The sequence below is a fragment of the Sphingomonas sp. TF3 genome, assembly GCF_003985085.1.
Taxonomy (GTDB): domain Bacteria; phylum Pseudomonadota; class Alphaproteobacteria; order Sphingomonadales; family Sphingomonadaceae; genus Sphingomonas.
The window spans coordinates 1-25,409 of the sequence record NZ_RWKS01000005.1; the positions used below are offsets into that span (position 1 = coordinate 1).

The following is a 25,409-nucleotide window of genomic DNA, read 5'->3' on the forward strand; positions in this document are numbered from 1 at the left end:
TATTATTCGACCAAGGCCAGCGACGAACTGGTCAAGGCGATCGGGCCGACCAGCGTCCATATGAATGACAGCGTGGGCTATGCGCTGCAGGCCGGCACCGATATCGACATCACCAAAAAAGTGTTCTTGAACCTCGACGTCAAATATATCGGGATGAAGACCACTGCGCGGCTCAACACTGGCGGCGCGATCAACACCGCGCGGATCGATATCGATCCGTTGGTGTTCGGCGTGGGCTTGGGCTTCCGCCTCTAAATCTAAATCCCCCGCCTCCAATCCCCCCGGGCCGCCAGTGCGACCCGGGGTTTTTGTTGGTCAATGCGCGAGCAGCGTCGGCACCGGGCATTCTGCCAGCATCCGCCGCGTAACCCCGCCGAACAAGGCCTCGGTCAGGCGCGCATGGCCGAACCCGCCCATCACCAGATAGTCCGCTGCCTGATTGCCGATTTCGTTCAGGATCACCGTGCTCGCGCTATTGCCGCCCGCGGCCAGCGTGCTGACCACCGGTTTGACGCCATGCCGCGACAGGTAAGTAGCGGCGTCGCCTGCGGGCAGCGCAACCGAGCCGTCGTCGATTTCGAGCAACGTTACCGATTTGGCGAGCTGCAACAGCGGGACGGCGGCGCGGAGCGCGGCTTCCGCTTCCGGAGAACCATCCCATGCGACCACCGCAGTGCCGGTGAGATCAAGGCCGGTGGCGTCTTCGGGCACCGCCAGAATTGGCCGATTGGTGCGGATCAGCAGTTCGCCCGGCAAGTTCGCCATGTCGTGCGTCGCGAAATTGGGGAGTTTTTCGCTGACCACGATGATGTCGCTGAGCCGCGCCGCCCGCACCACCTGATCACCGAGGTTGCCGGCGACGTCGATCCAGTCCCATGGCACGTCCTCATGCGCCAGGCGCGGTTCGATCCGTTTGCGGTTGCGGGCTTCGGCCGCGCGCTCGTCTTCCATCAACAGCGCAGCGCCACCCAGCGATACGTAATCGTCCATCACCTCCGGGGCGATCGATACGTCGAGACAGGTGAGATGGCCCCGCAGGCCGCGAGTCAGGTCCAGCGCCACTTGCAGGCGCCCTTCCTGTCCCGAATCATCGTGTACCAGCAGCAGGATGCTTTTCATCGGTCGGCTCCTCGCATTGAGAGCAGCCAGGATTGGGCGATCCCGATCTTCGAACAATGCGTAGCTTTACGGACCGCTCACACCGCAGTGCTGAAACGCGCTTCACGCGCCTGCAGCGCGGTGTCGAACGCCGAAGCGACGAGACGCGCATAGGGCCGACCCACCGGGCTGATCGTTACGGTCGTGCCCCGCGTCAGGACGAGGCCGCGTTCGGCGAACTCTGCCAGCCGGTCCATGTCCCCAATTACGGCGCGACTGCTTTGGCCGTGTTCGGCGGCGACCTCCGCAACATCGACGCGACCGGTGCAGAGCAGCCGCTCAATCAACGCCCCGCGCATGCGGTCCTCGGGCGTGCGCAGCAAGCCGCGCGATCCCATCAGCAACCCGTTGGCGGCTCCCACCCGATAGCTGCCGACATGCTTCTCATTTTGCAGGAACAGCCCGTCAAACTGGCTGATCGCGGAGGCTCCAAGGCCGATCAACGTGGTTGCGCGATCGTCGGTGAAACCCTGAAAATTGCGGCGCAGCGTGCCGTCGCGCGCGGCGCGGGCGAGCGAATCTTCGGGGCGCGCGAAGTGATCGAAGCCGATCGCCTCGAACCCTGCCTCGATCAGCAAGTCATGCGCCAGTGCGCTTTGCCAGAAGCGCGCTTCGGCATCAGGAAGGAGTGTATCATCGATCCGGCGCTGTCGCGGCAGGAGCTGCGGCATATGCGCGTAACCGAACATCGCCACCCGATCGGGTGCGAGCAGAAAGGCCGCAGAGAGCGTTGCCGCGATATCGTCGAGCGTCTGGCCGGGCAGGCCGTACATCAGATCGAGGTTGAACCGGGCGATCCCTGCACGGCGCGCGTCGGCCATTGTCTGGGCAATCTGACGCCATGGCTGCAGCCGCCCGATCCTGGCCTGGACCTGGGGCGAAAAGGTCTGCGCGCCGATGCTGAGGCGCGACACCCCCGCCGCTGCATAGCTCTGCGCCGTTTCTTGTGTGAAGTGCCGGGGGTCGATCTCGACCGCCCATTCGGCATCGGCGGCGATCGCGAAATGCCGCCGCAAGGTCGCGCTGAGCGCGAGAAAGGCGGTTGGCGACATGGCATTGGGGCTGCCGCCGCCGAAATGCACAGATCCGACCGGCGCGCGGAGCATACTGCCAACGCGCGCGATCTCTCCCTCAAGCGCGGCGAGATAGCTGTCCATTCGTGCCGGGCGGCCAAGCGCACCGGTGTTGCACCCGCAATACCAGCAGATTTCATGGCAATAGGGGATGTGCAGGTAAAGCGAGACCGGTGTGTCGTCGGCGACACTGGCAAGGGCGGCAGCGTGCGCATCGGGCAGCGGCTTGAACGCCGCTGCCGTCGGGTAGCTGGTATAGCGTGGGACGGTGCGTCCGGCCAGATCGGGATAATAGCGGTGCATGATGGCGGCAGCGTGCATCGGCAATGCCCTTCGGGATTTGACGGCAATCAAGGAAAGCGCCGCTTCAGCGCCGTAGATCGCGTGCTGGATCATTAAAAACGGGAGAGCGCGATGCTGTCGGACACTTGGTTTCTGGGCCTCGTGGTTGGGGCAACGGCCTGCTTCATGGCGGTGATGCTGTTCGCTTCGGTCAGCGATCGCGATCCGAACCCGCCCCCCGGCACCGAATAGTCATTCGACCCTCCCTCCTGGCCGCTGCGGTACCCCTGCCGCAGCGGCCTTTTTGGTCAGGCGTCGCCATCGTCGGGCAAGTGGAATTCATGCCACAAGCCATTGAGGATGCCGAAGCCGACAGCGAGGCCGAGGCCGAGAACCCAAGTGAAATACCACATCGATCGCGGTCCTTTTCTTAGTAGAAGTCATGGCTGGCGGCGATCGCGCGCTCGCTCACCCGGCCGAACATCACGCGGTACGCCCAGGCGGTGTAGGCGAGCACGATCGGCAGGAAGACGACCGTCACGATCACCATCAGGAACAGCGTCGATTCGCTCGATGAGGCGTTCCACACCGTCAGGCTCGAATGCGCGTCGATGCTCGATGGCAGGATGAAGGGAAACATCGACAATCCGACCGTCGCGATGATACCGGCGGCCGACAGTGTGGATCCGGCAAAGGCCGCAGGCTCGCTCTTGGCGCGAATGCCGACCAGCGCCAGCGCCGCGCCGACAAAGCCCAGCACAGGTGCCACCAGCATCCACGGATGCGCCGCATAATTGTTAAGCCACGCGCCGCCGGACGCGACCGAGGTTGAGCGTAGCGGGTTGGAAGGGCCGCTCGGATCGACTGCGGAGGTCAGCTCGAAACCCATGCCGCCGCGCGCGACGAACAGTCCGCCAAGCGCGAACAGCACGATCGAGGCGATAGCGGCACCCGTGCCATACAGGCGAGCCCGGTCTTGCACGGCACCGCGCTCGACCTTCATCGCCAGCCATGCGCTGCCATGCAGCACCAGCATTGCCACCGACAACAACCCGCAAAGAAGCGTGAACGGCGTGAACAGGCCGAGCAAACCGCCTTCATAGCTGGCGCGCATGTCGCTATCGATGCGGAACGGCGCGCCTTGCAGGACATTGCCGACCGCGACGCCGAACACCAGAGCAGGAACGAAGCCGCCAACGAACAACGCCCAGTCCCAGCCGCTGCGCCAGGCGCGCCCTGGCCGTTTCGACCGATATTTGAACCCCACCGGGCGCAGGATCAGCGCGGCCAGCACCAGAAACATCGCAAGGTAAAAGCCCGAGAAGCTGATCGCATAGACATACGGCCAGGCGGCGAAGATCGCCCCGCCGCCGAGGATGAACCACACTTGGTTGCCTTCCCAGGTCGGCGCGACGGTGTTGATCGTCAGGCGACGTTCGCCATCGGTTCGCGCGACGAAGGGCAGCAATGCGGCAACGCCAAGGTCGAACCCGTCGGTCAGCGCAAAGCCGATTAGCAACACCCCTAGCAGCGCCCACCAGATCAGGCGCAAGGTTTCATAGTCGAACAATAGATGCATCATCATGCTCCTCAGGCAGCGGGGGCCAGGGCGGGCGCGTCGGTGGGGTGCGGCGCGGCTTCGAGCGGATCTTCGACCGGCCCGTGCGCGATGGTCGCCAGGATCAGGCGTACCTCGATCACCGCCAGCGTTCCGTACAGCGCGGTGAAACCGATGATCGTCGTCCACAGCATCGCCGGGGTCAGCGTGGAATTGGCGAGGAAGGTCGGCAGGACACCGTCAATCGCCCAGGGCTGACGGCCGAGCTCGGCGGTCACCCAGCCCAGTTCGATCGCAATCCAGGGCAGCGGGATCGCCCAGAGCGCGATGCGCTGGAACCAGCGCGCCTTCATGTGCAGGCGCAGGCTCGCGAGGAGGAAGGCGGTGGCGAACAGCGCGATCATCAGGAAGCCGATTCCGGCCATGATACGGAACGTCCAGAACATCACCGGCACGCTTGGCACGACGTCCCACGCGGTTGATGCGATCAGCGCGGGGCTGGCTTTGCCGGGATCCGCGATATGCGCCTTCAACAACAAGGCGTAGCCAAGGTTGTTGCGGTGTGCCTCGAACACGGTGCGCGCCGCGCGATCGGTCGGGTTGCGCTTCAGCACGTCGAGCGCGCGATAGGCGATCACCCCCGATTCGATCCGCTCCTGCGCCTTCAGCACCAGCTCGGACATGCCGGTGACTTCCTTGTCGACGCTGCGGGTCGCGATCAGACCGAGCACCCACGGGACCTTGACGGCATAGCGCGTGGTGCGGGTGGCGATGTCGGGCAAGCCGAACAGTGTGATCCCTGCCGGTGCCGGCTCGGTGTGCCATTCCGCCTCGATCGCGGCGAGCTTCATCTTCTGGTTGTCGGTGAGCGTGTAGCCGCTCTCGTCGCCAAGCACGACCACCGACAGCGACGACGCCAGTCCGAACGCCGCCGCGACGACGAAGGAGCGCCGCGCGACGGCGGTCCACTTCCCGCGCAGAAGATAAAAAGACGATACGCCCAGCACGACGAGCGAGGCGGCGACATAGCCAGCGCTTACGGTGTGGACGAACTTTGCCTGGGCTACGGGGTTGAACAGCACTGCGCCAAAGTCGGTCACTTCCATCCGCATCGTATCGGGGTTGAAGGCCGAGCCCACCGGATTTTGCATCCAGCCATTGGCGACAAGAATCCACAGCGCCGAAAAATTGGTCCCAACCGCGACCATGAAGGTCACCGCCAGATGCCCCAGTTTCGACAAACGATCCCAGCCAAAGAACATCAATCCGACGAAGGTTGCTTCAAGGAAGAAGGCCATCAGTCCTTCGATCGCGAGCGGCGCGCCGAAAATGTCGCCGACATAATGCGAGAAATACGACCAGTTGGTGCCGAATTCGAACTCCATGGTCAGTCCGGTGGCGACGCCGAGAACGAAGTTGATCCCGAAGATCTTTCCCCAGAACCGCGTGATTTCGCGCCAGATCGCGCGCCCCGTCATCACATAGATCGCTTCCATGATGACGAGCATGAAGCTCATGCCGAGCGTCAGCGGCACGAACAGAAAATGATACAGGGCGGTTAGCGCGAATTGCAGCCGCGACAGATCGACGACACCAATATCCATGCGTGTAACTCCATCATCGCCGGTCGACGGCGCAGCCTCCCGGCACCGACGCCGGGCCTTCAACCGGAATGATGTTTAGCAGAGTATTGGGATTAGTACGTATTCGAGACGCTACTGCCGGGCGTATAGGCGGCGTTATGGCCGCACCTATCGTACAAGCCCGCGCTGGAGCGCGACGCGTATTGCCGGGCCCCGCTTTGGCCGCTGCGGCAGGCAACCGTGCCCGCGGATCGAGCGTGTGTCTGCTGGGGGACGCCGTTGCGGCGATTTTGTTTGCCGCCGGAGTCGCAGGGGGTGTCGCCGCAGTTGCGCGCGGTCTGCCGGCATGGCCCTGGGCGCTGCTGATGGGGCTGGCAGGTTTCGCCCGCGCGGCGTGTCTGTGGGGATCGCTTAGGCTGGGGAGCGGCGCGGCGGCGATTGCCAAATCCACGCTGCGGCGGACCGCTGCGCGGGCGGCGCTGCGTCGACCGGCCGGAAGCGGGTCGGTAGGCGCGCTGCTCGGTGCGGTGGTCGATGAGGTCGAGGCGATTGACGGCTACATCGCCCGTTTCCTGCCTGCGCGGCGCGCGGCGGCGATCGCACCGATGATCGTGCTGGGGGCAATCGCGTTCGCCAGTCCGGTAGCGGCACTGATCCTGCTTGGCACGCTGATACCTTTCATCGGGGCGATGATCCTTGCAGGCGGGGCGGCAGCGGACCAGTCGCGGCGACAATTCGATGCGCTGTCGCGCCTGTCTGGCCTGTTCGCCGATCGAGTCCGCGGCTTGCCGGTGATTCTCGCCTTTCACGGCGAATCCCGCGAGGCCGAGCGCCTCGGACATGTCGCACGGGAGGTTGCGGCGCGGACGATGCGGGTGCTGCGCGTCGCCTTCCTGTCCTCGGCGTCGCTGGAATTTTTCGCCGCGCTGTCGGTGGCGTTGGTCGCGGTCTATGCCGGGTTTGCTTTGCTTGGGCAGTTGCCCTTTCATGCTCCCGAACAGCTCGATTTGGTGCGCGCATTCTTCGTGCTGGCGCTGGCCCCGGAATTTTACGCGCCGATGCGCCGCCTCGCTGCTGCCTATCACGACCGACAGGTGGCCGAGACCGCCAGTGCACGGCTGGCCGCGCTCGATGCGGCGGCCATGCCGCCTGTCAGGGAAGGTCTTGCGGTGGTGGCGGCCCCGGCGATCGCGTTCGACCACATCACCATTCGTTACCCGGGGGAGGAACGCGATGCGGTCGGCGACTTGTCGATCGATATTCGGCCGGGCGAGATCGTCGCGCTGGTCGGGCCCTCGGGAAGCGGCAAAAGCAGTTTGCTGCACCTGTTGCTTGGGCTGGTTCCGGCGCAGGAGGGTCAGGTTACCATCGATGGCAAGCCGCTTCTGGAGATCGGCAGCGTCGCCCCTTTCGCGGCCTGGGCGGGGCAGGCTCCGCTCATGCTCGCGGGGTCGATTGCCGACAATATCCGGCTGGGACGCGCGGATGCGGCACCCGCCGAGGTCGCGGCGGTGGCGGCGGCGGTCGGGCTGGAGGATGCCCTGGCGCGGCGCGTCGGTGGGCTCGAGGAGCGGCTCGATCATCGCGGTGGCGGCTTGTCGGGCGGCGAGCGCCGTCGCATCGGGGTGGCGCGCGCGCTGCTGAAGGACGCGCCGCTCCTGCTGCTGGACGAGCCGACCGCCTATCTTGACCACGCCGCCGAGGCCGCGCTGATCGCCGTCCTTGCGCGTGCCTGCGTCGGGCGCACGGTTATTATCGCGACGCACAGCGCCGCGCTGGCCGCACTTGCTGATCGCATCGTCGATCTCGGGGGTGTTGCGTGAACGGCACGTTGAAAGATTTGCTGGCCGACCGTCCACGCACCGAACGACAAGCGGTTCGCCGCGCCGTTCTGTGTGCTGCCTTGGTGGCGGTCGCCTCGGTCGCGCTGCTCGCTTTATCGGGGTGGTTCCTCACGGCGGCGTCGCTCGCGGCGGGGGCCGGGACGGCGCTGGCGTTTAATTACATGCTGCCCAGTGCCGCGATCCGGCTGTTTGCGATCGTGCGGACCGGTGCGCGCTATGGCGAAAGGCTCGCCAGCCATGATGCGGCCCTGTCGGCGATTGCGCGGGTGCGCCCGGCGCTGTTCGCCGCGCTCGCTGCGACACCGGTGGCGCGCGCGCTGAGCCTGTCGACCGGGGAAGCCTCCACCCGTTTGGTGCAGGATGCGAGTGCGATCGAAACGGCGCTGGTGCTGCGATCGGGTACAGTCGGCGGGGCTGTGGCGATCCTGTCGGGCGGAGCCTTGATCGCGCTCGCCGGCCCGCTTCCGGTCGTCGCCGTCGCGCTGGTCGCGGCCCTGCTGTACGCGGCGATCTGGACGGTGTCGCGCGAGCTCGAGGCCAGCGGAAGTGCGCTGTTGCGCGAGGCGGAACGGCTGAAGGCCCAGACCGCCGCTCTGGTCGAGGGCGCGGCCGAGCTGCGCTGTTATGCGCTGGAAGATTGGGCCGTGGCGCGCATTGTCGACGGCGGCACCGCACTCGCCGCCGCCCAACGGCGCGACAGCGATGTGCGTGCGTGGATCGAGGTGGCGTCGCCGGTTGCGATCGGGGGCGGGGCGGCGTTGGCGCTGGTCTTGGCGGCACCCCAAGGGGCGGCGATCGCTGCCTTGGCCGCGCTGGCGGCGGCGATGGCGCTTGACGGCCTGGCACCCGCGATCCGGCAAGTGACGCAAGCGCGCGCCGCGCACGCCGCTTATGCTCGGCTCGGCGCGTTGCTCGAGGACGCCCCCCGGACCACCGTACCAACGGTCGCGCTGAAACCAGACCTGATCCTTCGCGGTACGCCGATTGCGCCGCCAGCGCGGATTGCGCTGCGGGGGGTGTCAGGTAGCGGCAAGACCAGCCTGGTCGAACGGTTGGTCGGGCTGCGTACCCCGATCGCGGGCGAAGTGGCGCTGGGCGGGGTCGATATCGCTTTGCTGCCCGCGACCACGTTGCGAGCGTCGTTCGCGTGGCTGCCGCAGGATGCGGCACTGCTGGCGGGGACGGTGCGCGACATGCTGTTGCTGGCGCAGGCCGATGCGCCGGATGCGGCGTTGTGGGAAGCGCTGGAGGATGCCGCCTTTGCGGAGCGGGTGCGCGCCATGCCGCAGGGGCTGGATAGCTGGATCGGCGACAATGGGGCGAGTCTGTCCGGCGGTGAACGGCGGCGGTTGGCGCTTGCGCGGGCGTATCTCAAGCCCGCGCCGTGGCTGCTGCTGGACGAGCCGACCGAGGGCCTCGACTCCGTCACCGCACGGATCGTTCTCGAGCGGTTGGACGATCGGTTGCGGCGGCGCGGGCAGGGGCTGCTGATCGTGAGCCATGCGCCGCTGACACCGGCGCTGGCGCTGGATGGTGAAATTATGCCAGCTTCGCGGACCGCGGTTTCAGACCATAGGGGCGTGCTGTTCGTCGGCTGAAATCTCGCTAGGGTGTCGGTTGGAGGGGATCGATGACCCGATGAGATTGCGGTGGTTGGCGATTGTTGGGCTGTTGGCGATGAGCGCCTGCTCGCGGGCTCCAGCGGGCGCGCCCGTTCAACAGGCGTGTGCCACGTTCGCGCCCGGAGCGATGCGCTGGATTCCGGCGGGGCGCTTCGTCCAGGGGGAAGATCCGCATTATCCTGAAGAAGGACCGCCACGCACCGTTACCGTGCCCGGCTTCTGGATCGACACGCATGAGCTGACCAACGCCGAATTCGCCACCTTCGTGAGGGCGACCGGCTATCGCACGATGGCGGAACGGAGACCGCCGGTTCTGCCGGGCGCGCCGCCCGAGATGCGGGTCCCGGGGTCGGCGGTGTTCGCGGTCCCGTCCGGCGACGATCCGCGCTGGTGGCGGTGGGTGGTGGGGGCGACGTGGCAACATCCGGCGGGCCCGAACGAATCGATCGTCGGCAAGGGTACGACTCCCGTCGTCCAGATCGCCTATGAAGATGCCGAGGCCTATGCGCGCTGGGCGGGCAAGGCGTTGCCGACCGAAGCGCAATGGGAATATGCCGCGCGGGGTGGCCAACCCGCTTTGCCCGAACCGATCGACGCGCACGGCACGCCGACCGCCAATTACTATCAAGGCGTGTTCCCGGCCCGCGATCTTGGCATCGATGGCTATCGCGGTCGCGCGCCGGTCGGATGCTTCCCTGCCAACGGCTATGGCCTGTACGACATGATCGGCAATGTGTGGGAATGGACCAGCGGGGTTGCCGGCCCTGAAGGCGACCGGCGCGTGATCAAGGGTGGGTCCTATCTCTGCGCCGCCAATTACTGCGCGCGCTATCGCCCGGCGGCGCGACAGTTTCAGGAACTGGGACTTGGCACCGATCATATCGGGGTACGGCTGGTCGATAATCGCCGCGCGCCGCCGCATTAAGCAAAGGCTGCCGCTGGCGCGCTAGTCTTCGATACGCGCGAGGACCGCTTCGATAAGCCGCACCACCACGGCGCGGGCCTCGGCAATGGTCAATTCCTGGTCGTGCCGCAACAAGCGCCACGTCTGAAAGCTGAGCGGGACATTGAGTGCATCGACGAGCGTGGTGTCGGCAAGGATGTGCGGCGGCAGGACCGCTTCGAGCGAGCTGCGCTCCAGCCGCAGCATCCGGCGATAATCCTGCATCAGGAATTCCGACTGGAAGCGTTTGATATTGGCCGAGATACGGAAGGGCAGGATTGCCTCGAAGACGAGCGCGCGACGTTGAGTGATTTCCAGCAGCCGGTCGCGCCAGCTCGCCCCCGTCAAGGGTTTGAGCGCCATCGGCAAGACCTGTGCTTCGATGACCTGGGACATTTCGCTGTAGAGCGTGTCCATATCGGCAAAGTGCCGGAACACAGACCGCAAGCCGACACCGGCGGTTTCGGCGACGCGCGCAGCGCTCGGGGCGATATCGCCTTTGCCGACGAGATGGAGCATCGCGGCGACGATCTTGGCGCGGCTGTTTTCACTGCGCGCACGGCGCCCGTCGGCTGCTGAGTTGTCTTTTGGTCCAGAGACCGGCGTCATACTGCGCTTCATATCCACGTGGTGCGCTTATCCCTCTGATCCACCTCGGTCTATTGTCCTCCCAATGTGGCATTGAATGTGTCATAATTTTGTCGCAGGCTCAACCGCAACGACATACGCCCAAGGGAGGAGGGTGGCCGAATGCGCAAATACGGGAAGTGGGCGTTGGCCATTGCCCTGATCGGGCTTGTCGGGATGACGCTGGTCAGCCTCTTCCAGCGGCAAATCGCGACCGCCATGCTGGCGTGGATTGTCGATGCGCGGGTGGGGCGAGACGGTACCGAGACATTGCCGGATGGACTGCATGTCGCGTTGTGCGGAACGGGTTCGCCTTTGCCCGATCCGACCCGGGCGGGGCCATGTTCGGTGGTGATCGCGGGGAAGCACCTTTTCGTGGTCGATATCGGCGAAGGCGGCGCACGCACGATCGTTGGGATGGGTTTGCCGATCGGGCGAATTGAGGGGCTGTTCCTGACGCATTTCCATTCGGATCATATCGACGGACTCGGTCCGTTGATGTTGCAAAGCTGGATCGCGAGCTCCGCCACGTCCCCGCTACCGGTGCACGGTCCGGTCGGAGTGGAGGCGGTAGTGGCGGGATTCGATGCGGCCTATGCGACCGACTCACGGTATCGCACCGCGCATCATGGTGCCGGCGTCGCACCCCCGAGCGGCGCAGGTGCGGTGGCGATTCCGTTCGCCATGCCCAAGCCCGATGCGCCCGAGGTCGTGTTCGCACATGATGGGCTGCGGGTTACCGCCTTCTGCGTCGATCATGGCCCGGTTCGCCCGGCGGTCGGCTATCGCTTCGACTATAAAGGCCGTTCGGTTGTATTCAGCGGGGATACGGGGCCAAGCGCATCGCTGGTTGCGGCGGCCAAGGGAGCCGACCTGCTGGTCCATGAGGCCTTGCAGCCGCGGCTGGTCGGCTTGTTGACCGCCGCGCTTGAGCGGAACCATCGCTACAATCTGGCGCAAGTCACGCGCGATATTCGCAACTATCACACGACACCCGAGCAGGCTGCGGATGCTGCGAAAGCCGCCGGGGTAAAGCGGCTTGTGCTCAATCATATCGTGCCGCCACTGCCCCTGCGCTTCGCCTATCCGGCGTTTCTGGGGGACTCCGCGCACCATTTCGCGGGGCCGATCACCGTGGGCGAGGACGGGATGCTGTTTAGCCTGCCCGCCGGCACGACCACCATCTCACAAAGCAGGCTCGAGTGACGCGCGCGGTCCAAAAAAGGCTGGCGATGGCGCTGGCCTTGATGCCGCTTCCCGCCGTGGGTGCTCCGCCCGCGCCCCGCCCCAATATCGTCCTGCTGGTGGCGGACGATTGGGGCTATACGGACATTGGCAGCTTCGGCAGCGAGATCCACACCCCCAATATCGACGCGCTCGCCGCGCACGGCGTGCGTTTCGCCAACTTTCACGTCGCCGGATCGTGTGCGCCAACCCGGGCGATGCTGCAGACCGGCATCAGCAACCACCGCGCCGGGCTTGGCAACATGCCCGAGACGATCCCGCCCGAGCATGTCGGAAAACCGGGCTATGACACCGTGCTCAACCACCATGTCGTGACGTTGGCGGAGGTGCTGCACCAGGCGGGCTATCGCACCTATCTCACTGGCAAATGGCATTTGGGCAAGGCGAGCGACGGGCTGCCGACCGCGCGCGGCTACGATCACGCCTATTCGCTGGCCGACGCCGGAGCCGACAATTTCGAGCAAAAGCCGCTCGCCGGATTGTATGACAAGGCCGACTGGACCGAGGACGGCAAGCCCGCGACCTTGCCCAGTCCGTTTTATTCCTCGACCTTCATCGTCGATACGATGCTGCGCTACATCGATGCCGGGCGGGGATCGGGCAAGCCGTTCTTCGCCTCGGTCAATTTCCTGGCCAATCACATTCCGGTGCAAGCGCCCGACGCGTATATAGCGCGCTATGCCCATGCCTATGATGGCGGTTGGCGCGCGTTGCGCGCGGCGCGGCAGGCGCGGGCAATCGCCATGGGGCTGGTTCCACCGGAAACGCGCGCGGCGGTGATGCGCTCGACCGCCGACTGGAACCGGTTGTCGCCCGATCAACGCCATGCGGCGGCCCGGGCGATGGCGGCTTATGGCGGGATGGCGGAGGCGGCCGATCATGAGATCGGGCGTTTGATCGATCATCTGAAGGCGACGGGTGCGTATGACAATACGATCTTCGTGTTCCTGTCCGACAATGGCCCGGAACCGACCGACCCGCGCGGGCGGCTGCTCAACCGGCTGGTGCTCGGGATGCTGCGCGACTTTACGCCCGAGCATCAGGGCGAGCGCGGCACATTAACCGCGATTGGGCCGAATTGGGCAAGTGCCGCCGCCGCGCCGCTTGCGGGCTACAAGTTTTCGGCCGGAGAAGGTGGCTTGCGCGTGCCGCTGATCGTGAGCTGGCCCGGTAATCCTGCGATGCGCAGCGGCACGATCGTTGGCGGCTTCACGCATGTTACCGATATTGCGCCCACCTTGCTTGCGCTGGCCGGGGTGCCCGCGCAGACCGGGCACTTTGCCGGGCGGGCGGTGGAGCCGATGGTTGGGTTCAGCCTGGCTGATATGCTGCTGGGCCGACGCACCAATGTGCATGGCGATACGCCGCTTGGCTATGAGCTATCGGGCAATGCGGCGTTGTTCCGCGGCGACTATAAGCTCGTCAAGAACCTGCCGCCGCTCGGCGACGGTCGCTGGCAGCTGTTCGACATCATGCACGATCCCGGCGAGACACACGATCTGTCGATCGAGCAACCCGATCGTTTCATCGGCATGCGCCGCGATTACGACGCCTTTGCCCGGCGCGATCAGGTGCTGCCAATGCCCGCCGGTTACACCGCCGACCAGCAGATCAGCGACAATGCCCTTCGGTATTGGTTGCCCAGGCTCCTCCCGGCGGTGCTGGGGGTCGCGGCGGCGGCGTTGGCAGTCGGCGTCGTACTTTGGCGTCGACGTCGCCGTGCCGCGATCAAAGCGCGCTAGCGCTCGCGTGTCGCGGCGAAGGTGACCTTGGGATAGCGGTCCGCGACATAGCTGACGTCCCAGGCCGTCTTCGCAAGGTACACGGGATTGCCGTCGCGATCCTTCGCCATGGAGGTGCGATTCAAGTCCATGAACGCCTTGAGGTCGGCCGGATCGGCTGCGGACACCCAACGCGCGGTATCATAAGGAGCCATTTCGAGCCCGGCATCGACCTTATATTCGGCCTCGAGCCGGCTCAGCAGCACTTCGAGCTGGAGCTGCCCGACCACGCCGATGATCCAGTTCGAGCCGATCTCAGGATAGAAGACCTGGGTCACGCCCTCTTCGGCCATGTCGTCCAATGCCTTGCGCAACTGCTTGGTCTTGGTCGGATCCTTCAGCGCAACGCGGCGCAGGATTTCCGGCGCGAAATTGGGGAGCCCCGTGAAGCGCACATCGGCGCGTTCGGACAGCGTATCCCCCACCCGCAAGGTGCCGTGGTTGGGAATGCCGATGATGTCGCCCGGAAACGCCTCATCCGCCAGTTCGCGTTCGCGCGCGAAGAACAGGATCGGCGAATGGATCGCGATCGGCTTGCCGTGGCCGGTCGGCGTCAGCTTCATGCCGCGCTTGAAGGTGCCCGAACACAGCCGCATGAAGGCGATGCGGTCGCGGTGGTTGGGGTCCATATTGGCCTGGACCTTGAACACGAACCCGGTGACATCGGCGCGCTCAGGCAGCACTTGGGCGGGCTCTGCGGGTTGCGGGCGTGGGCCGGGCGCATGGCGACCGAGCGCGTCGATCAGCTCGGCGACGCCAAAGTCCTTCAATGCCGAGCCGAAATAGACCGGGGTCTGGTCGCCCGCGCGATACGCCTCGACATCGAAGGCACCATAGCCGCCAAGCGCGAGCTCGGCCTCGTCGCGCAGCGTCGCGAGGCCGTTTGCGCTCAGCACGCCTTCCAGCGCGGGATCGTCGAGCCCGGTGAAGCGCGTCGCCTTGCCCATGAATTCGCGGCTCGGCCCCTCGGGCTGGCTCAGCGCATTGGCGTGGAAATCGTAAATGCCTTCAAAATCGCTGCCCATGCCGACCGGCCAGCTCATCGGCGTGACATCGAGCTGGAGCATTTCGGCAACTTCATCGAGCAATTCGAACGGCGGGCGTCCCTCGCGATCGACCTTGTTGACGAAGGTGATGATCGGCACCGAGCGCAAACGGCAGACCTCGAACAATTTGCGCGTCTGCGCTTCGATACCGCGCGCGGCGTCGATCACCATCACCGCCGAATCGACCGCGGTCAGCGTGCGATAGGTATCTTCCGAAAAGTCTTCGTGGCCCGGCGTATCGAGCAAGTTGAAGGTGAGGCCGCCCATCCCCTCGATCTCGCGCTCGAAGGTCATCACCGAGGACGTGACCGAGATGCCGCGCTGCTGCTCGATCTTCATCCAGTCGGAGCGCGCACGCCGGTTTTGCCCGCGCGCCTTGACCTCGCCCGCCAAATGAATCGCGCCGCCGAACAGCAACAGCTTTTCGGTCAGCGTGGTCTTGCCGGCGTCGGGGTGGGAAATGATCGCGAAGGTGCGGCGGTCGGAGGTGTGATTCATCGCCGCGCTGTAGCGCTTCAGGCCTCCAACGTCACCTGCATCGCGCAGCGCCATGTCGCAGCCGGTGCGATGGTGACGATGCCGGGTTTCTCACGGATGTCGCCGGTGAAGCCCTCGGGGTCGGCGATGCCGTGCCATGGCTCGATACAGACGAAGGCGGCACCAGGTTTGGTCCAGATGCCGAGCATCGGCGTGTCGGGGAAATCAACGCGGAGTTGCGGGCCGGTCGAGGCACCATAACGGACGCTTTGCGAATGGACTGGGTCCCAGATCAGCGCGTCCTGGGTGAACAGCGCGTCGTCGAGGGCGAGGGTTCGCCCTTGCAGCGGGGAGGGGCGGCGGCCGCTGGAAATCGCGCTGCCGACGAGTTCGCGCAAAGGGTCGGGTTCATCCTCGGCGAAGACGATGCGGTGGTCGGCGCGGGGCAGGCCATATGGCAGGGGCCAGGCGAAGGCGGGGTGGAAGCCGAAGCTGGCGGGCAGGGGGGACTCGCTGCGGTTTTCGATCGCCACTGCGATCTCGAGCGTCGCGTCGGTGATCGTGTAGGTGACGCGGAGTGCAAAGGCGAAGGGATAGACCGCGCGGGTCTCGGCGCTGTCCTGAAGCAGAAAGACCGCGTGCGTCGTGCTTTGCTCCACCAGCGTGAACAGGCTGCGGCGGGCGAAGCCGTGCTGCTTCATCGGATAGGCCGCGCCGTTAACGCGCAGCACGTCGCCGTTGAGCCGCCCGACGACCGGGAAGAGCAAGGGCGCGTGGCCGGTCCAGAAAGCGGGGTCGGCATCGGTCATCAGTTCGCGGCCGTCGGCATCGCGCAGGTGGGTGAGTTCCGCACCGAACGGGTTGATCGCGGCGGAGAGCTGCGCGGTGGCGATGGTGATCAGGTTGGGTTGGGGCATAGCGTCGATCCTCCAATAAAAACCACGACCACCCCGGCGAAGGCCGGGGCCCAGGCGCGGGCCGGGCATTGCGCGCGCCGCGCCTCGTAACCGCGACCTGTCCTGCTGGGCCCCGGCCTTCGCCGGGGTGGATGCGGGGTGAAGCTCGGCCTTACCCCCGCAAGCTTGCCCCTAGCTTGGCCGCTGCCGCGATGACCTTGTCCGCCACCGCCTTCAGGTCCGCCTCGGTGAAGCTTTTCTCGCCCGGCTGGAGCGTGACTTCGACCGCGATGCTCTTGTGGCCGGGCTCGACGCCGGTGCCGGTGAACACGTCGAACACGCGCGCAGCCACGATCGCCGCTTTGTCGGCACCGCGCGCCGCGCGCACCAGCGCGTCGCCCGACACGCTGTCGGGCACGAGGAAGGCGAAGTCACGCCGCACCGCCTGCAACGCCGGTGGCGCATAGGCCGCACGCGCGAAGCTCGACGCGCGCTTGGGCGGAATCGCGTCGAGATACAGCTCGACCGCGGCAACCGGGCCATCGACGTCGAAGGCACGCGTCGTCAGCGGGTGGACGATGCCGAACGCCGCGAGCACGGTCTTCGGACCCAACCGCAGCGTGCCCGATTGGCCGGGGTGCCAGGCATCGCCCGCGTCGCCCATGACTTGCAGGTTGTCGACCGGTGCTCCCGCCGCTGCCAGCAGCGCCAGCGCCTCGGCCTTGGCGTCAAAGGCGGTGAACAGCGTGGCCTTGCCATTCTGCCACCCGCGCGGCCGCGCTTCGCCCGCGAGCACCACGCCCAGCGTCGGGCGTTCGCCGTCGCTGAGATAGCGCCGCCCAAGCTCGAACAAGCGCACCCCGCCTGCGCCACGCTTCAAATTGCGTTCCGCCGCCGACAGCAAGCCGGGGAGAAGCGAGGGGCGCATCACCTTCAGCTCCTCGCTGATCGGGTTGGCGAGCGTCCAGGTGCCGCCGCCGATCGCCTCGGCCTGTGCCTCCGACAGGAAGCTCCAGGTGATCGTCTCGTTGAGACCGCGCGCTGCGGCGGCGCGGCGGACGCGGCTTTCGAGTCTTTGCGCAGGCGTTGCGGTCGGCTTGGCGACACCCGCCGCGCGCGGCAGCGGGGTTGCGGGGACCGAATCGATCCCGACGATGCGGATCACTTCCTCGACCAGATCGGCCGGGCCATCGACATCGCGGCGCGCGGGCGGCGGCAGGACGGTCCAGTCGGCTTCCACATTGAAGCCGAGCGCGGTCAGGATTTCGCGCTGACGCTCGGGCGCAACCGCGAGACCGCCGAGCGTTTCCGCGCGGGCGGGATCATAAGCGATGCGCTTGCGCGTGGTCGGCGGGGTGCCGGAATGGGTCGGCAGGCTTGCCGTGCCGCCACACAGATCGAGCACCAGCCGCGTCGCGATGGCGAGGCCCTGTTCGAGAAACGCCGGATCGACCCCGCGCTCGAAGCGCGAGCGCGCATCCGAGGTGAGCATCAGCGCCTGGCCGGTGCGGGCAATGCCGTCGGGATCGAAATAGGCGCATTCGATCACCACGTCGGTGGTCTCGGGCGTCACGCCCGAATCCTCGCCGCCCATGATGCCGCCAATGTCATGAACGTGCGCGTCATCGGCGATGACGGTCATTGTCTCGGTGAGGGTGTAGGTCTTGCCGTTGAGCGCGAGGACTTGCTCGCCCGCCACCGCCTTGCGCGCGACGAGGCCGCCCGACAGCTTGGCGCGATCATAGACGTGCAAGGGGCGGCCGAGATCGAACATCACGTAATTGGTGATGTCGACCAGCGTGGAAATCGACCGCTGGCCGATCGCGGTCAGGCGGCGGCGCATCCATTCGGGGGCGGTGCCGTTGACGAGACCGGTGACGCCTTGCGCGTAGAAAGCGGGGCAGCCCTCGGTGTCGTCGGTGCGGACATCGGGGCCTGCGCCTGTGCCTTCGACCGGCGCATAAGCGAGCGGCCTGGCGGTGCCGAGCCCAGCGGCGACCAGATCGAGCGCGATGCCGCGCACGCCCATGCAATCGGGGCGATTGGGGAGGACGTTGATCTCGATCACCGGATCATTCAGCCCGGCATAATCGGGATAGGCCATGCCGATCGGCGCATCGGCGGGCAGCTCGATGATGCCGTCATGGTCCTCGCCCAGTTCCAGCTCGCGCGTGGAACACATCATGCCGTTCGATTCGACTCCGCGGATCGCCGTGACCTTCAGCACCATGCCGTTCGACGGCACCGTCGCGCCGGACGGGCCGAACACGCCGACCAACCCTGCGCGCGCATTGGGCGCACCGCACACGACCTGCAGCGGGCCGTCGCCGGCATCGACCGACAGGACTTGGAGCTTGTCCGCCTGCGGGTGCGGGGCGGCGCTGAGCACCTTCGCCACGCGGAACGCGGCGAGCTTGGCACCGGGGTTTTCGACGCCTTCCACTTCGAGGCCGATGCGCGTCAGCGTCTCGACGATCGTCTCGAGCGAGGCGTCGGTGTCGATATGCTGCTTCAGCCAATCGAGGGTGACCTTCATGCGCCGACTCCCTGGCTCAGCGTGGGCACGTCGAGTGCCGAGAAACCGTAATGCTTCAACCAGCGCGCATCGCCCTCGAAGAACGGGCGCAAATCATCCATGCCGTATTTGAGCATGGCGAGGCGATCGACGCCGACGCCGAAGGCGAAGCCCTGCCATTCGTTCGGATCGAGCCCGCACGCGGCGATCACCTTGGGGTGGACCATGCCGCTGCCGAGCAACTCCATCCAGCCCTCCGACCCGCCGAGCACGCGGCGGCCCTTTTCCATCGTCCAGCCGACATCGACTTCGGCCGAAGGCTCGGTGAAGGGGAAATAGCTCGGGCGCAGACGCAGCACGATGTCGTCACGCTCGAAAAAGGCCTTGAGGAAGGTCTCCAGCGTCCATTTGAGATGGCCGAGCGTGATGCCCTTGTCGATCACCAGCCCCTCGATCTGGTGGAACATCGGCGTGTGCGTCGCGTCCCAGTCCGAGCGATAGACGCGGCCCGGCGCGATGATGCGGATCGGCGGCTCCTGCCCCATCATCGTGCGGATCTGGACGGGCGAGGTGTGGGTGCGCAGAACCTTGGCCTCTTCGCCTTCGCCCGCCTTCAGGTAGAAGGTGTCGTGCATCGCGCGCGCGGGATGGCTCTCGGGCATGTTGAGCGCGGTGAAATTGTGCCACTGATCCTCGATCTCAGGGCCAGTCGCGACCGCGAAGCCCAAGTCGGCGAAGATCTCCGCCATTTCGTCGAGCACCTGGCTGACCGGATGCACCGACCCTTGCGGCGCGGCCTCTGCCGGGAGCGTCATGTCGAGCGTCTCGCGCGCGAGCCTTGCATCGAGTTCGGCACGGTCGAGGGCGGCCTTGCGCTCGGCGATGGCGGTGGTCACCGCCTCGCGCACGCCCTGGATGCGCGGGCCCTGCACCAGCCGCTCGTCGGGCGACATGCCGCCCAGCGTCTTGAGCAAGGCGGTGATGCTGCCCTGCTTGCCGAGCGCCTGGACGCGGACCGCCTCCAGCGTATCGAGCGTGGCAGCGGCCACGACAGCATCGACGATATCGGCCTTCAGCTTCTCTATGTCGCTCACGCCGTCCACTCCACTACCCATTGATCCACCATGCCGTCTTCCGGGTGATCGAATTGCCCGATGCACACAAAGCCATTCCGTCGCAGCACGCTTGGTGACGCTCCACTGTCGAGCAAGGTCTCGGCGGTCAAGCCGCGAGCACCGTGCGCACGCGCGATCCGCTTGAGCGCGGCAACTGCTGCGGTTGCATGGCCGCGGCCCTCGCGCTCTGGCGCGACGCCGTAGCCGATATCCCATCGCCCCTGCGCGTCACGCTTCTTGATGCTGACAATGCCGACCGCTTCGCCTTCCACAACCATCAACCAAGCGGCTTCTCCACCAACTTCCGCAGCGACGCCGCGCAACAGATCGAGGATGTCTCGGGAGGCAATGCCGCCTTCCGGCAAATGCGGCGCATCATCGACCCCGGACTGGCCCAGCAGCCAGGCAAAATGCGCATCGGTCATCGGCAGGAGGTGCATTAGATAGGTCTTTCGTCAAAACGAAAAGGGCGCCGGTGTTGCCACCGACGCCCCAATCTTTCGTCTCGCAGCAGGTCGCCTTTAGGCGGCCTGGGGCAGAGCCGCCTTCGCCTGCGCGATGATGGCGCTAAACGCGGCACCTTCGTGCATCGCGATGTCGGCCAGGACCTTGCGGTCGAGCTGGACACCGGCGAGCTTCAGGCCGTGCATGAACACGCCGTAGGTCAGGCCTTCGGCGCGGACAGCAGCGTTGATGCGCTGGATCCACAGTGCGCGGAAGTTGCGCTTCTTAACCTTGCGGTCGCGATAGGCGTACTGGCCAGCTTTTTCGACGGCCTGGCGGGCGATACGGATCGTGTTCTTGCGACGGCCATAATAGCCCTTCGCCTGATTGAGGATCCGCTTGTGCTTAGCGTGGGTGGTTACACCCCGTTTGACGCGTGCCATTCTTTAATTCCTTTCCGCTCAGCCCAGACCGTAAGGCGCCCACGCCTTGACGGTTGCCGTATCGGCCTTCGACAGCACCTTGGTGCGACGGTTCTGGCGGATGTACTTGGCGTTGTGGCTCATCAGCCGGTGGCGCTTGCCAGCGACGCCGTGCTTCAGCAGGCCGCTCGCGGTGAGCTTGAAGCGCTTTTTAACGCCGCTCTTCGTCTTGAGTTTGGGCATTTTCGTCCTTTCAGTTGTGCGACGATCTATGAACGGCCACGGCAGCCCATACCGGCCGGGCAGTTCCTCTTACTCGCAGGAAGGCGGGCGCATAGCGGTGAGTCGCGCAAAACGCAAGATCAATGCCCGCGACAGGCGAGCAGTTCGAGAATTTCCTCGATCCGCGCCGGGTCGCCCGCAGCGATGACTTCACCGATCGAATCACCGGTGAGCGGATCGCCTGACCAGTCGCACATCCGCCCGCCCGCGCCCTCGACGATCGGGACGAGCGCTGCGAAGTCATAAATCTTGAGCTGCGCTTCGACCACCACGTCGAGCCACCCGCTCGCCACGCAGCCATAATTATAGCAATCGCCGCCAAGCACCGTGCTCATCACTGCAGCATCGAGATGTTCGAACGCATGGAGCTGGGTATCGTCGAACAAAGCGGGGGAGGTGGTCGCCAGCAGGGCCTTGGCAAGGTCGGGGCAGCGCCGCGCGACGGCTGCGGTGCCATTGAACAGGGTCGGGCGGCCCATCACGCCCAGCCAGCGTTCCTGCAGGATCGGCTGGTCGATCACGCCCATCATCGGCCAGCCTTCGATCATCAGCGCGATCAGCGTGCCGAAGATCGGGCGACCGGAGATGAAGGCGCGGGTGCCGTCGATCGGATCAAGCACCCAGGTCCGACCCGACGTGCCGTCCTTGGTGCCATATTCCTCCCCGATGATCGCGTCGGCGGGAAAGGCCCGTTCTATCAACGCGCGCATCGCCCCCTCGGCAGCCCGGTCGGCGAGTGTGACGGGCGAGGCATCCGATTTTGCCTCAAGCCCGTGGTCGGCCCGGTAATAAGGACGAATGGCAGATCCGGCGGCATCGGCGAGAGCCGCCGCAAGGGCAAGATCGGTGTCGGTAACGCGCATCTTGCTTGCGTAAACCGGCTCGCCGCGTTGCGCCAGCCCGCATGCCCCGGTTTCCCGCCCGAGTGCGCTCATCGCGCCTGCGGTCACCCAATGTTAGCAGTTTTGCGCTACTTCGTTCCTGCAGGCAGAGCGCGCTATCAAGCGACGCTTGGCGTAATGAGGCCAATGGAGCGATGGGGGCAGCAAGGGAAGCGAGGCTGATCGCCGTCGAAGAGCGGGCTGACGCCGTCTTTGACCGGATTCGCGCGTTTTTGACGCTTCACCGCTTGGGCCCCGACCCGGTCCATTACGCTTTCGCATATCACGTGATGACCAACCCGACGGGCGCGCTGGCCCGATCGGTGGCAACCCTGACCGAGGGCGGTATCCGACTTTCGACTCGGGACATCGAGGCCCTGGGCGGCGGCCTTGCGAGCCAGAACCCTACGCATTGGGGAGAAGCACTAACCCCCAGGGTCGATGACGACGTCGCGGCCAGGTTGGTGGCACAGACCCAGATGCACGTCGAAGGCTTTAGCGACATGATGCGGTCCATGCAGGAGGAGACGGCCGATTTCGGGCGCGATTTGGCTGCCAGCGCCAATGCGGTGCGCGGTGCCGCCACCGGTGCCGATGTCGTGCGACTGGCGACCGTGATGCTCGATCGCGTGCAATCGGCTGAGTCGCGCCTGGCCGTCGCGACGCGCGAAGCGGATCAGTTGCGCGCGAAGCTGGAGGAGGCACGGGGCGATGCGCGTCGCGATCCGCTGACCGGTTTGCCCAATCGTCGTGCCTTTGAGGAGGCGTTTTCCGAACAATCCCGCAATGGGCAGCGTTTGTGCCTGGCGGTATGCGATGTCGATCGCTTCAAACGCGTCAATGACCAGTTTGGCCACTCTGTGGGAGACCGGGTATTGCGCGCCATCGCGGCGGCATTGCGCGAGGCGTGCGCCAGCCACTTTGTCGCACGGTATGGCGGGGAGGAATTTGTCGTCCTGTTTCAAGGCGAAGATGCCGAGCAAGCCCGCGCTACCTTGGAGACTGCGCGGGTCGCCGTCGCGGCGAAGCGCTATCGCATCCGGGAAACCGACGCCCCCTTGGGCGCGGTGACGTTTTCGGGTGGGATCGCCGTAGCCGAACCGGGCGAACCCCTCTGCTCGGTTTTCGGGCGTGCCGACCGGTTTTTGTATTTGGCCAAGGACAATGGCCGCAACCAACTTTGCAGCAACGGCATTTTTTACCAATAGTTGGGAATTTGTGCCAGTTTATTATTGCAGCGCAAGCGCCTTTCGCCACAATAGTTATTGTAAATCAATATCTTGAGAACTTGGCACGCTCCCTGCAAATCCTTTGTGCGTTGGCGGACGGGTGGTCCGGACCGCCAAGTAACAAAGGGAAAATCATCATGTCCGTTCGTTTTGAATCGCTGTCGCGCGTTGCCTTTTCGCTCGTCGCCGCCGTCGCTTTCACCTTCGTTCTCGCGTCCACGGCCGTGTCGCTCTCCCCGATCGCATGATCGGCGGAGGCGGCGTCTTTCGCTAAATGTTTGATTGGAGCGCTTTACCGCACACACCGCTCGTGGCACGTTTCCGCGCAACGACAAAGAGGTGGGTATGATCCGTGCGCGCGTCCCAACGGTTCTCTTTAGCCTGATCGTTCTGCTGTCCGCCTGCGGCGAGGGGGGCGGCACGTCGAGCGGATCGACCCCAACCCCGACCGCGTCCACCCCGACCCCAACGCCAGCAAGCGGCGGAACTTGTTCCTTGCGGGATCGGCAGGATTGGGCGGCGGCGCAGTTGCGGGAATGGTATCTCTTTCCGGATACCTTGCCGAGCACGCTCGATCCCACGCCCTACACCACTGTAGGCGATTATATCGACGCGCTGACCGCGACCGCGCGGGCGCAGCGCAAGGACCGCTATTTCACCTATCTGACCTCGATCGCGTCGGAAAACGCTTATTATAATTCGGGTACCAGCGCGGGCTACGGCTTTCGCCTGACGCTTGACCCGACGGCGGGACGGCTGTTCGTCGCGGAGAGCTTTGAAGGCGCGCCGGCGCTTTCCGCCGGGCTGGACCGCGGCACCGAGATTCTCGCCATCGGCACCAGTGCGAATACCCTTCGCACGGTATCGGCGATCCTTGCAGCGGAGGGCAGCGCCGGGCTCAGCAACGCGCTGGGGCCGGACACCTCCGGCACGAGTCGCACGTTCCAGGTAACCGACACTGGCGGCACACGCACGGTATCGATCAGCAAGGCGGATTATGCGCTGACACCCGTTTCGAGCCGCTTTGGGGCGCAGATCCTCAACGATGGCGGGCGGCAAGTCGGCTACATCAACCTGCGCACCTTCATTTCGACGGCTGACCCGGCATTGCGCAGCGCCTTTGCGTCCTTCCGCGCGGCGGGCGTGACCAATATCATCATCGACCTGCGCTACAATGGCGGCGGGTTGATCTCGATCGCCGAGTTGATGAGCAATTTGCTCGGTGCGAACCGCTCCACCTCGGAGGTGATCGATTACACGACCTTCCGCCCTGAGAAAGCGGCGAACAACATAACGGCGATGTTTGCGCCGCAGCCCGAGTCGATTGCGCCAACCAGAGTTGCGTTCATCGGTACCCCCGGCACCGCGTCGGCCAGCGAGTTGGTGATCGCCGCCCAAATCCCGTATTTGCACGCCAATGCCGCGCTGATCGGCACCAATACTTACGGCAAGCCGGTCGGCCAGATCGCGCTCGACCGGTCGCAATGCGACGATCGTCTCCGCGTCATCGCCTTTGCGCTGCAGAATGCGAACCGACAGGGGGCCTATTACAATGGTCTTGTGGGAACGGTGGAGGCCAGTTGCCAGGCGGATGATGATTTGACCCACGCAATGGGCAGCCCGCAGGAGCATTCCACCCGTGCGGCGCTCGACTATCTGGCCGGGCGCAGTTGTACTGCGGTTACTGCCAGCGGCGCGTTGCAAAGCGGTCAGAGCACCCGCATCGCCGCACCCAAACAGCCGATGGAACTGCTGTCGCCGGAACGCCCCGGCACCGTCCAACGGGAGGTGCCGGGCGCGTTCTAACGACGTCGTCCAAGGGTTACTGCGCGGGAACCGCATCCTCGGCGGTGAGGTTAACCCGGCTCGTCGCCAGGTCGGTCAGCTTGTCGTCGGTCGCATATTCTTCGTTGAGCGTTTCCTGCAGAATCGCGGCAACATCGGTGCGGCCGAGCTGATTGGCCCAGGCGATCAAGGTGCCGTAGCGCGTAATCTCATAATGCTCGACCGCCTGAGCCGATGCGATCAACGCTGCATCGAGCACCGCTTTGTCGGCAATGTCGCCCGCGACTTCATTGGCTTCCTTGATGATGCCTTCGATCGCCGGACACGTCGCCCCTTTGGGCTGCTCGCCGATCAGGTCGAACACTTGCTCGAGGCGCTGAACTTGGCCCTCGGTTTCGCGCAGGTGGGTTTCAAAGCCCGTCTTGAGCGATCCATTGGTCGCTTTCTCGGCCATCTTGGGAAGCGCTTTCAGGATTTGATGCTCGGCATAATAGACGTCCTGCAACTGATGCAGAAACAGATCCTCGAATGTCACGATGTCTTTGGTGAACAGTCCCACAGCATGTCTCCTAACGCATTTTCGGGGGCGGTACGCCGGGCG

At 65.3% G+C, this 25,409-nt stretch carries 23 protein-coding genes; 8 read left to right on the forward strand and 15 right to left on the reverse strand.

The window, feature by feature from the left end; translation table 11 throughout:
- A partial coding sequence (locus EJC47_RS05325; RefSeq protein WP_312845336.1) for an OmpW/AlkL family protein occupies nucleotides 1-255 on the forward strand: 255 nt, incomplete at its 5' end.
- A 60-nt stretch (nucleotides 256-315) separates the two neighbouring features.
- Here the strand turns inward: EJC47_RS05325 and EJC47_RS05330 are convergent.
- The 5 genes from EJC47_RS05330 to EJC47_RS05350 all read right to left on the reverse strand — a co-directional run bounded on the left by EJC47_RS05330 (nucleotide 316) and on the right by EJC47_RS05350 (nucleotide 5,675).
- Nucleotides 316-1,119, reverse strand: coding sequence for a universal stress protein (locus tag EJC47_RS05330; protein WP_033965544.1), 804 nt, complete (start codon nucleotides 1,117-1,119; stop codon nucleotides 316-318).
- 77 nt (nucleotides 1,120-1,196) lie between these two features.
- The gene (gene hemN / locus EJC47_RS05335; protein ID WP_126846155.1) at nucleotides 1,197-2,534 is read right to left on the reverse strand and encodes an oxygen-independent coproporphyrinogen III oxidase; all 1,338 of its coding nucleotides are present in this window, start codon (nucleotides 2,532-2,534) and stop codon (nucleotides 1,197-1,199) included.
- 287 nt (nucleotides 2,535-2,821) lie between these two features.
- Nucleotides 2,822-2,926 carry a cytochrome bd-I oxidase subunit CydX gene (gene cydX, locus EJC47_RS05340; RefSeq protein WP_010405986.1) on the reverse strand — a complete coding sequence of 35 codons (105 nt, stop codon included), beginning with the start codon at nucleotides 2,924-2,926 and terminating at the stop codon, nucleotides 2,822-2,824.
- A gap of 17 nt (nucleotides 2,927-2,943) precedes the next feature.
- Entirely contained in the window at nucleotides 2,944-4,092 is a 1,149-nt protein-coding gene (cydB, locus tag EJC47_RS05345) for a cytochrome d ubiquinol oxidase subunit II (protein WP_033965554.1), read from the reverse strand.
- Between the two features lie 11 nt (nucleotides 4,093-4,103).
- The gene (locus EJC47_RS05350; RefSeq protein WP_126845817.1) at nucleotides 4,104-5,675 is read right to left on the reverse strand and encodes a cytochrome ubiquinol oxidase subunit I; all 1,572 of its coding nucleotides are present in this window, start codon (nucleotides 5,673-5,675) and stop codon (nucleotides 4,104-4,106) included.
- 137 nt (nucleotides 5,676-5,812) lie between these two features.
- Between EJC47_RS05350 and cydD the strand changes: the two genes are divergently transcribed.
- The 3 genes from cydD to EJC47_RS05365 all read left to right on the forward strand — a co-directional run bounded on the left by cydD (nucleotide 5,813) and on the right by EJC47_RS05365 (nucleotide 10,045).
- Nucleotides 5,813-7,477, forward strand: a complete 1,665-nt coding sequence (cydD, locus tag EJC47_RS05355; protein WP_126845819.1) for a thiol reductant ABC exporter subunit CydD — start codon at nucleotides 5,813-5,815, stop codon at nucleotides 7,475-7,477.
- Entirely contained in the window at nucleotides 7,474-9,096 is a 1,623-nt protein-coding gene (locus EJC47_RS05360; protein ID WP_126845821.1) for an ATP-binding cassette domain-containing protein, read from the forward strand. The genes cydD and EJC47_RS05360 overlap by 4 nt, the downstream gene beginning before the upstream one ends.
- Nucleotides 9,097-9,247: 151 nt before the next feature.
- On the forward strand, nucleotides 9,248-10,045 hold the full coding sequence (locus EJC47_RS05365; RefSeq protein WP_260591480.1) for a formylglycine-generating enzyme family protein: 798 nt from the start codon (nucleotides 9,248-9,250) through the stop codon (nucleotides 10,043-10,045).
- A 21-nt stretch (nucleotides 10,046-10,066) separates the two neighbouring features.
- Here EJC47_RS05365 and EJC47_RS05370 read toward each other — a convergent pair whose 3' ends face one another.
- The gene (locus EJC47_RS05370; RefSeq protein ID WP_260591481.1) at nucleotides 10,067-10,672 is read right to left on the reverse strand and encodes a TetR/AcrR family transcriptional regulator; all 606 of its coding nucleotides are present in this window, start codon (nucleotides 10,670-10,672) and stop codon (nucleotides 10,067-10,069) included.
- 141 nt (nucleotides 10,673-10,813) lie between these two features.
- On the opposite strand from EJC47_RS05370, the gene EJC47_RS05375 reads away from it, so the two are divergent.
- Both EJC47_RS05375 and EJC47_RS05380 read left to right on the forward strand, forming a co-directional pair.
- Nucleotides 10,814-11,896 (forward strand): MBL fold metallo-hydrolase, encoded by a 1,083-nt coding sequence (locus EJC47_RS05375; RefSeq protein WP_126845823.1) that lies wholly within the window; start codon nucleotides 10,814-10,816, stop codon nucleotides 11,894-11,896.
- Nucleotides 11,893-13,677: a sulfatase-like hydrolase/transferase gene (locus tag EJC47_RS05380; RefSeq protein ID WP_126845825.1), complete on the forward strand. Its 1,785-nt coding sequence runs from the start codon at nucleotides 11,893-11,895 to the stop codon at nucleotides 13,675-13,677. The genes EJC47_RS05375 and EJC47_RS05380 overlap by 4 nt, the downstream gene beginning before the upstream one ends.
- Here EJC47_RS05380 and EJC47_RS05385 read toward each other — a convergent pair.
- The 8 genes from EJC47_RS05385 to hisN all read right to left on the reverse strand — a co-directional run bounded on the left by EJC47_RS05385 (nucleotide 13,674) and on the right by hisN (nucleotide 21,776).
- A complete protein-coding gene (locus EJC47_RS05385; RefSeq protein ID WP_126846161.1) occupies nucleotides 13,674-15,260 on the reverse strand; it encodes a peptide chain release factor 3 in 1,587 nt (528 codons plus the stop codon). The genes EJC47_RS05380 and EJC47_RS05385 overlap by 4 nt on opposite strands.
- Nucleotides 15,261-15,277: 17 nt before the next feature.
- Nucleotides 15,278-16,156: an aldose 1-epimerase family protein gene (locus EJC47_RS05390; protein WP_126845827.1), complete on the reverse strand. Its 879-nt coding sequence runs from the start codon at nucleotides 16,154-16,156 to the stop codon at nucleotides 15,278-15,280.
- Nucleotides 16,157-16,307: 151 nt separating this feature from the next.
- Nucleotides 16,308-18,671 (reverse strand): phenylalanine--tRNA ligase subunit beta, encoded by a 2,364-nt coding sequence (pheT, locus tag EJC47_RS05395; protein WP_126845829.1) that lies wholly within the window; start codon nucleotides 18,669-18,671, stop codon nucleotides 16,308-16,310.
- Nucleotides 18,668-19,744, reverse strand: coding sequence for a phenylalanine--tRNA ligase subunit alpha (gene pheS / locus EJC47_RS05400; RefSeq protein ID WP_126845831.1), 1,077 nt, complete (start codon nucleotides 19,742-19,744; stop codon nucleotides 18,668-18,670). The genes pheT and pheS overlap by 4 nt, the downstream gene beginning before the upstream one ends.
- The gene (locus EJC47_RS05405; protein WP_126845833.1) at nucleotides 19,741-20,205 is read right to left on the reverse strand and encodes a GNAT family N-acetyltransferase; all 465 of its coding nucleotides are present in this window, start codon (nucleotides 20,203-20,205) and stop codon (nucleotides 19,741-19,743) included. Before EJC47_RS05405 ends, pheS begins: the two co-directional genes overlap by 4 nt.
- 81 nt (nucleotides 20,206-20,286) lie before the next feature.
- Nucleotides 20,287-20,652, reverse strand: coding sequence for a 50S ribosomal protein L20 (rplT, locus tag EJC47_RS05410; protein WP_010406000.1), 366 nt, complete (start codon nucleotides 20,650-20,652; stop codon nucleotides 20,287-20,289).
- Between the two features lie 18 nt (nucleotides 20,653-20,670).
- Nucleotides 20,671-20,874, reverse strand: a complete 204-nt coding sequence (gene rpmI, locus EJC47_RS05415) for a 50S ribosomal protein L35 (protein WP_010406001.1) — start codon at nucleotides 20,872-20,874, stop codon at nucleotides 20,671-20,673.
- A gap of 119 nt (nucleotides 20,875-20,993) precedes the next feature.
- A complete protein-coding gene (gene hisN / locus EJC47_RS05420; protein WP_126846163.1) occupies nucleotides 20,994-21,776 on the reverse strand; it encodes a histidinol-phosphatase in 783 nt (260 codons plus the stop codon).
- Between the two features lie 173 nt (nucleotides 21,777-21,949).
- Here hisN and EJC47_RS05425 point away from each other — a divergent pair, with 173 nt between their 5' ends.
- Nucleotides 21,950-23,002 carry a GGDEF domain-containing protein gene (locus EJC47_RS05425; protein ID WP_126845835.1) on the forward strand — a complete coding sequence of 351 codons (1,053 nt, stop codon included), beginning with the start codon at nucleotides 21,950-21,952 and terminating at the stop codon, nucleotides 23,000-23,002.
- Between the two features lie 366 nt (nucleotides 23,003-23,368).
- Complete coding sequence (locus tag EJC47_RS05430) at nucleotides 23,369-24,829, forward strand: S41 family peptidase (RefSeq protein WP_260591483.1); 1,461 nt, start codon at nucleotides 23,369-23,371, stop codon at nucleotides 24,827-24,829.
- Between the two features lie 16 nt (nucleotides 24,830-24,845).
- Here EJC47_RS05430 and EJC47_RS05435 read toward each other — a convergent pair whose 3' ends face one another.
- Entirely contained in the window at nucleotides 24,846-25,367 is a 522-nt protein-coding gene (locus EJC47_RS05435) for a YciE/YciF ferroxidase family protein (protein ID WP_126845836.1), read from the reverse strand.
- Nucleotides 25,368-25,409: the final 42 nt, after the last annotated feature.